The organism is Nonomuraea candida (assembly GCF_000725485.1).
Taxonomy (GTDB): Bacteria; Actinomycetota; Actinomycetes; order Streptosporangiales; family Streptosporangiaceae; genus Nonomuraea; species Nonomuraea candida.
Genome location: NZ_JOAG01000057.1, coordinates 48,810 through 54,809, shown reverse-complemented (window position 1 = coordinate 54,809; position 6,000 = coordinate 48,810). Strand labels below are relative to the sequence as shown.

7 protein-coding genes and 1 pseudogene are annotated in these 6,000 nt (G+C 68.1%); 6 read left to right on the top strand and 2 right to left on the bottom strand.

The window, feature by feature from the left end; all coding sequences use genetic code 11:
* Positions 1-147 precede the first annotated feature (147 nt).
* Positions 148-483, top strand: a complete 336-nt coding sequence (locus IO39_RS38720; RefSeq protein ID WP_157549550.1) for a hypothetical protein — start codon at positions 148-150, stop codon at positions 481-483.
* A gap of 83 nt (positions 484-566) precedes the next feature.
* Here IO39_RS38720 and polX read toward each other — a convergent pair whose 3' ends face one another.
* Both polX and IO39_RS38710 read right to left on the bottom strand, forming a co-directional pair.
* Positions 567-2,252: a DNA polymerase/3'-5' exonuclease PolX gene (polX, locus tag IO39_RS38715; RefSeq protein WP_043634760.1), complete on the bottom strand. Its 1,686-nt coding sequence runs from the start codon at positions 2,250-2,252 to the stop codon at positions 567-569.
* A gap of 221 nt (positions 2,253-2,473) precedes the next feature.
* Positions 2,474-2,917: an aldo/keto reductase gene (locus IO39_RS38710; RefSeq protein WP_245642530.1), complete on the bottom strand. Its 444-nt coding sequence runs from the start codon at positions 2,915-2,917 to the stop codon at positions 2,474-2,476.
* A gap of 29 nt (positions 2,918-2,946) precedes the next feature.
* Between IO39_RS38710 and IO39_RS59770 the strand changes: the two are divergent.
* From IO39_RS59770 to IO39_RS38700, 5 genes and pseudogenes are all read left to right on the top strand, one after another.
* Positions 2,947-3,460: pseudogene (locus IO39_RS59770) on the top strand (replication initiator); the annotation flags it as partial.
* Between the two features lie 10 nt (positions 3,461-3,470).
* The gene (locus IO39_RS59765; RefSeq protein WP_369332900.1) at positions 3,471-3,680 is read left to right on the top strand and encodes a replication initiator; all 210 of its coding nucleotides are present in this window, start codon (positions 3,471-3,473) and stop codon (positions 3,678-3,680) included.
* A gap of 320 nt (positions 3,681-4,000) precedes the next feature.
* Positions 4,001-5,221, top strand: coding sequence for a helix-turn-helix domain-containing protein (locus tag IO39_RS38705; protein ID WP_084774232.1), 1,221 nt, complete (start codon positions 4,001-4,003; stop codon positions 5,219-5,221).
* A 158-nt stretch (positions 5,222-5,379) separates the two neighbouring features.
* A complete protein-coding gene (locus tag IO39_RS55290; protein WP_157549548.1) occupies positions 5,380-5,616 on the top strand; it encodes a hypothetical protein in 237 nt (78 codons plus the stop codon).
* 38 nt (positions 5,617-5,654) lie between these two features.
* A complete protein-coding gene (locus IO39_RS38700; RefSeq protein ID WP_157549546.1) occupies positions 5,655-5,855 on the top strand; it encodes a hypothetical protein in 201 nt (66 codons plus the stop codon).
* Positions 5,856-6,000 lie beyond the last annotated feature (145 nt).

Genomic DNA, 6,000 nt, shown 5'->3' with positions numbered 1-6,000 from the left:
GGGCAGGGAGGTCTTGGGCGGGGGCGGCGAGGTCAAGGGGAGGGGGTTCGGGCAGGTAAAACCTCCACACTTATGGCGTTAAGCCGGTATTTGGGAGAAGGGGGTGGGGCGAACGTCCTTGTCGTCTCCGTCGAAGGGGGACTGCTCATGGGAGCCATGATCCGAGCCCTGGCCGGCCTCGGCACCGCCGCCGCGCTCACTCTCACCACCTTCGCCGTCGCCACCCCCGCCGGCGCGAGCGCGACCTCCATGCGACCGGACCCGACCTGCCATTACGTCAACCAGTCCGACGATCCGGCGCCCATCAGGGAGGGGCCGGGAAAGAAGCACCGCAAGCGGGCCGAGCTGGCGCCGACGGCCGACCCCGTCCGGGCCACCTGCGCCGCCCGGGGCCGCGGCCCCGAGCACTGGGTACGGCTCAAGGGGGGCGACCACAAGGGCCTCTGGATCTGGCGCGACCGCCTCCAGCCCTGGAGCGGCTGACCCACCCCACCCCGCGAACGGACACGCCCGGTGGCCCGTCAGTCCCTGCGGCTCGTCAGGGCGCGGCTCGCCGGGAGGCGGGGTCAGCGGCCGAAGAAGGCCAGGAGGCGGTCCAGGGGCCAGGTGTTGATGATGTCGTCGGCGGTCAGCCAGGCGCGTTGCGCGATGCCGATCCCGAAGCGCTGGTTGGCCAGGTGCGGGATCGCGTGCGAGTCGCTGTCGATCGAGAACTTCACCCCGTGGTGCTTGGCCAGCCGCACCAGGTCGGACGGCAGGTCGGAGCGGTCGGGAAAGGAGTCGATCTCCATGGCGGTGCCGGTGCGGGCGGCGGCGCGGAAGACGGCGTCCCAGTCGGCGTCCACGGGCTCGCGCTTGCCGATCTTGCGCGTCGTGGGATGGCCGATGATGTCGACGCACGGGTTTTCGCAGGCGGCGATGAAGCGCCGGGTCATCTCGTCGCGGGACATCCCGAAGTGGGAGTGCACCGAGGCCACGCAGACGTCGAACTCCCGCAGGACCTCCTCGGGCCAGTCGACCGAGCCGTCGGGGGCGATGTTGAGCTCCGTGCCGTGCAGCAGCCGCATGCCGGGATATCTCCCCTGCAGCTCGGCCACCCGGCTCCGCTGCTCCAGCGCCTTGTCCAGCGTCATGCGCTGCATCGCCAGGTCGGGCGCGTGGTCGGTGACCGCGTAGTAGGCGTAGCCGCGCGCGTGACCGGCGGCCACCATGTCCTCCAGCGAGGCGATGCCGTCGGTCAGGTCGGTGTGGGTGTGCAGGTCGCCCTTGAGGTCGGCCAGCTCCACCAGCTCGGGCAGCTCGCCGGCGAGCGCCGCCTTGACCTCCCCGCCGTCCTCGCGCATCGGCGGAGGAACGTACTGCATGCCCAGCGCGTCGTAGATGTCCTCCTCCGACGCGGCGGCGATCACCCGCTCGCCCTCGAACAGCCCGTATTCCGACAGCTTCCAGCCGCGCTTGACCGCCATCTCCCTGATGGCGACGTTGTGCTCCTTGGAGCCGGTGAAGTATTGCATCGCCGCGCCCCACGACCCGGCCGGGACCACGCGCAGGTCCACCTGGACGCCGGACGTGGTGCGGATCGAGGTCTTCTTGTCGCCGGCGGCGATGACCTCGGCGACGTAGGGCTGGGCGCGGAAGGACTCCATGATGGACTCGGGCGCCACCGCGAGGATGTCGATGTCGCCGATCGTGTCCTTCATCCGCCGCAGCGAGCCCGCGTAGGCGATGCGCTCGGCCTGGCCGGACAGTGCGGCCATCACCTGCTCGGCCAGGGACGTCGCGATGCCGATGTGCACCCGCCGGCCGGACTGCTCAAGCTGCTCGATGCCCTTGAGCAGATTGGCCAGCGTCTTCGGGCCCAGGCCCTTGACGCCGTCGAGGCGGCCGGAGGTGATCGCCTCGCTCAGCGCCGTGGTGGAGTCGATGCCGTAGTCCTCGAACAGCATGATGGCCGTCTTCGGGCCCAGCGTCGGCACCCTGGTCAGCCGCCGCACGCCGTCGGGCACCTTGCCGCGCAGGTCGTCGAGCTGCCGGAAGCTCCCGCGCTGCAGGAACTCCTCCATCTTCTTGGCGATGGCCTCGCCCACGCCGGGGACGGAGCGCACGTCGACGACCGAGATGTCCTCGGGGAACCCGGCGATCGCCTTGGCGGCCTTCTGGTAGCTCCGCACGCGGAAGGCGTCGCCGCCGGAGAGCGCGAACAGCTCCGCGTATTCCTGCAGCGCCGCCGCCGCTTCCTCGTTTGCCCGCATGCCCCATACCTTAGGGGGCCGCCCCGACAATCCCGCCCCGCCGGCCCCACCCGCCCGGTGCCCCCGCCTGCCCGGTGCCCCCGCCTGCCCGGCGCCCCCGCCCGGTGGCGGCCAGGGCCGGTGGTTCAGCACGGGCGGGGGTGAGAAGGGCAGGCGGGGGAGAGAAGCAGGCGAGGGAAGCGCGGGCGAGGGGGTGGAGGCGGCGGGAGGAGCGCCGAGGGTCAGAAGCGGACCTCGCGCGGCCGGTACGGCTCCTCCAGGAAGGACCTCTCCTCCTCCGACAACGACACCGACACGGCCGCCACCGCGTCGTCCACGTGCCGCTCCTTCGTGGCCCCCACGATCGGCGCCGTGACGCCCGGCCGGCCCAGCACCCAGGCCAGCGCGACCTGGGCGGCCGGCAGCCCGCGCCGCGCCGCCACCTGCGCCACCCGGTCCACGATCGCCTTGTCGTTCTCCGGGTCGTACAGGTGGTCGATGCGCTCGTCCGAGCCCGTCCTGGTCGTGGCGGAGCCGGGTGAGCCGGCCCTGGCCAGCACGCCGCGGGCCAGCGGGCTCCACGGGATCACGCCCACCCCCTGGTCGGCGCAGAGCGGCAGCATCTCGCGCTCCTCCTCGCGGTAGAGGAGGTTGTAGCTCTGCATTTCATGCAAGATGTTGCCCATGAGCCCGACAGCATCCCCCATCTCCGACGATGCCCAGCGTCCTCGCCCGCCTGCTCGGCCTCACCCGCAAAGAACTGCGCCGGACGGCCCGCCTCTCCTACGCCAAGGTCGCCGAGTACCAGGCGCGCGGCCTGGTTCACTTCCACGCCGTGATCAGGCTTGACGGACCGGACGGTCCCGGCAGACCGTCCACCGGACCGCATCACCATGGACCTTCTCGACCGGGCCATACGCCGGACCGCCGGACAGGTCGCGGTCCAGATAGAGGACGGACCGCCGTCTCCTGTTCGATGGGGCGATCAGCTCGACGTCCGACCGGTCTACGTCTCCTCCGAACTGGACGGACTGAGCGATCACCGGGTCGCCGCGTACGTGGCCAAGTACGCCACCAAGGGAGCCGAGTCGGCGGGGACGGTTGATCGTCCGATTCGGCACGCGGGGCAGATCGCAGGGCTGAAGGTCACCGAGCACGCGCGACGCATGATCTACACCTGCTTCACCCTCGCCGACATACCGGCGTACAGGACGGTGCCACTGCGGCAGTGGGCCTCACATGCTCGGCTACCGGGGCCACTTCTCCACCAAGTCGCGCCACTACTCGATCAGGCTGGGAGACCTTCGCCAAGCACGAGCCGACTTCCGTGCCGAACAAGCGCGGCTGATCTCGGGCGTTCCGGCCTTCGATCCGGCGGAGACCGTGACAGTCGCCGACTGGCACTATGCCGGAAAACGGTCACCGTCACGGAGAAGCCTTCTGGGCTGAGATCGCTCGCGACCGCATCGCAACAGCTCGCCGGATCGCACGTGAGAGGGCCGCTGATGAGGCTAGGTCTAGAAAGACCTCTAGACCTAGAGGTCTTTCTAGAGGCTTACAGAGCCATTGAGCAGGCACCTAGCGGCTAGAGGCTCCATCACATGGCGAGTGGGTATCAAGGAACCACGCTCAAACGAGGGCGGCAATGTGTGGATCTAGGCGGATGACGTTGACCGGAGGCAGGGCGATGGCCTCCGCTAATCCACCTCTCTGAGCTGGGCAAACGGTTTATCGTGGAGAAGTCGCGCAACCGGAAAAGGGGAAGGCATATGGCCGGATTTGACTGGAATCCCGAACCGGCGACCACTCCTCACAGCGAACACACGGGCATCCGAATAGCGAGAGCGCGGAACCTCCGTGGGTTCACGCAGGAGGGCCTTGCCATGCGGGCCAACGTGTCACGTAGCCTGCTCGCCAAAGTTGAGACCGGAGCGAAACCCGCCACTCCATCCCTGGTCGCTGCTGTCGCGCGAGCATGCGCCGTAGACCCGGCCGAGATCAATGGCCAGCCGTACAGGGGAAACGACAAGAACAGCGATGCCGTACACGCCACTATCCCGGCAATTCGGATGGCTCTGGCGTATGTGGATATCGCTCCTGAACTCGACACGCCTCCTCGGACCTTGGACGAGTTGCGCACCGAGATAACCGAGCTGCGGAAGCTCCAGAAAGCCGCATCGCATGCCCGTCTCGGCGCTCGCCTGCCTGCGGTTCTGGAGGAACTGACCGTTCACGCCATGGAGACGGACGCCGCGCGGGCATGGCGCATGCTCAACCGCGCCCAAGCTCTGGCCGGATCGCTGGCACGGCGGCTGGGCTACAACGATCTCGCTCAGGTCATCGTCGAGCGGACCTCCGTCTCCGCGCAGTACGCCGAGGACGAGCATCTTCCCTGCCTGGTGTCTCTCGGTAGGGCGAGGTTGCTCATGACCCTCGGCGCGTGGGACGTCTCCCTCAAGATGATCAAGAAGACGGCCGCCAAGGTCGACCAAGGCAATCCGGTCTCCACCGAGGTCTTCGGCTCCCTCCACCTCAGCGCCGCCATCGCCGCCGCGAGAGCCGGTAGGGCGCCGGAAGCCTGGGAGCATCACGGCACCGCTTCGGATGCTGCGGCTCGGATCAGCCCGCGAGACCGCCGCGACCCGTACGGACTCCAGATGAACCCCCAGAACGCCGCCATCCACGGTTGCGCGGTCGCCGTCGAGCTGGGGGACGCCGACGAAGCGATCAAGCTGGACCGGGAACTGGATCTAGGACGGCGAAGCGTCGGCGGTGAACGGCGGGCACACCACGACCTCGACATGTCCCGTGTCCATCTGTGGACCAGCGACCACGACAAGTCCCTCAAACGCATCTTGCACGCCGAACGCATCGCTCCGCAGATGACCCGATTCCACCCATCCGCGAGAGAGACCGTCCGTCAGCTCCAGCGCACCTACCGGAAGCCTCCGGAGTCGCTGCGCCTGCTGGGGGAGCGCATGGGCATATAGATCTCTGCCTGTCAAGGGGGCCGGTGTGCACAGGTCGTGCACACCGGCCCCCTTCCCCGTTTCTACGGTCGCCGTAATGCGAGATGCACGGCCACCTTGGAGGACGGGTGAGACGGCGTACAGCGTCATCCGGCGATGCGAACAGAGGCGACCATCAGTTGCCGGGATGGCAGGGCTGGGATCCCGACCAGCGGCGCGCCGCCTGGGAACTGGACCGCTCTGAACGCGGGTGGGTCGTGTTCTACGGGCCGTACACCCGGCGCTTCTACGCGATCGCTGCCTGGCCGTCTCCGTTCCCGCTCGTCTTGGACGCCGACGGCACCACGGAACTGCGCAGGCTCATGCGCGAGGTGGACGTCGCGCCCGGACTCGCTCAAGATCCGAGGACCGCGTGAGTGCCCGGAGCTTGTGGCGGCTTTACGGATGTCGGGTCTTGATCTCCAGCATGGAGCACAGCCCGATGACGACACGAGCATTCGGATCGCTGATGACCGGTTACACCGGTGTGGTGATCGCCGTCATGCGCGACGGCCGTTTCGCCTTCGTCCAACTCGATGGGCCAGAGCATGACCTACCGATGGGGATGCGACGCTGGATGCTCCATTGGGAGGATCTCACTGAGCTGCCCCGGTAGCGCAGCGGGTCAGGACGGAGATATGAACTCCCTGGATCGTTGTTCGCACCTATCCAGGTGTGCGCTAACCGCAATAGAGTGTGCTCCCTAACGCCTCGTATGCTCGCTATAAAGTAAGGTCCACGTCTCCAAAGAGATAGACCTT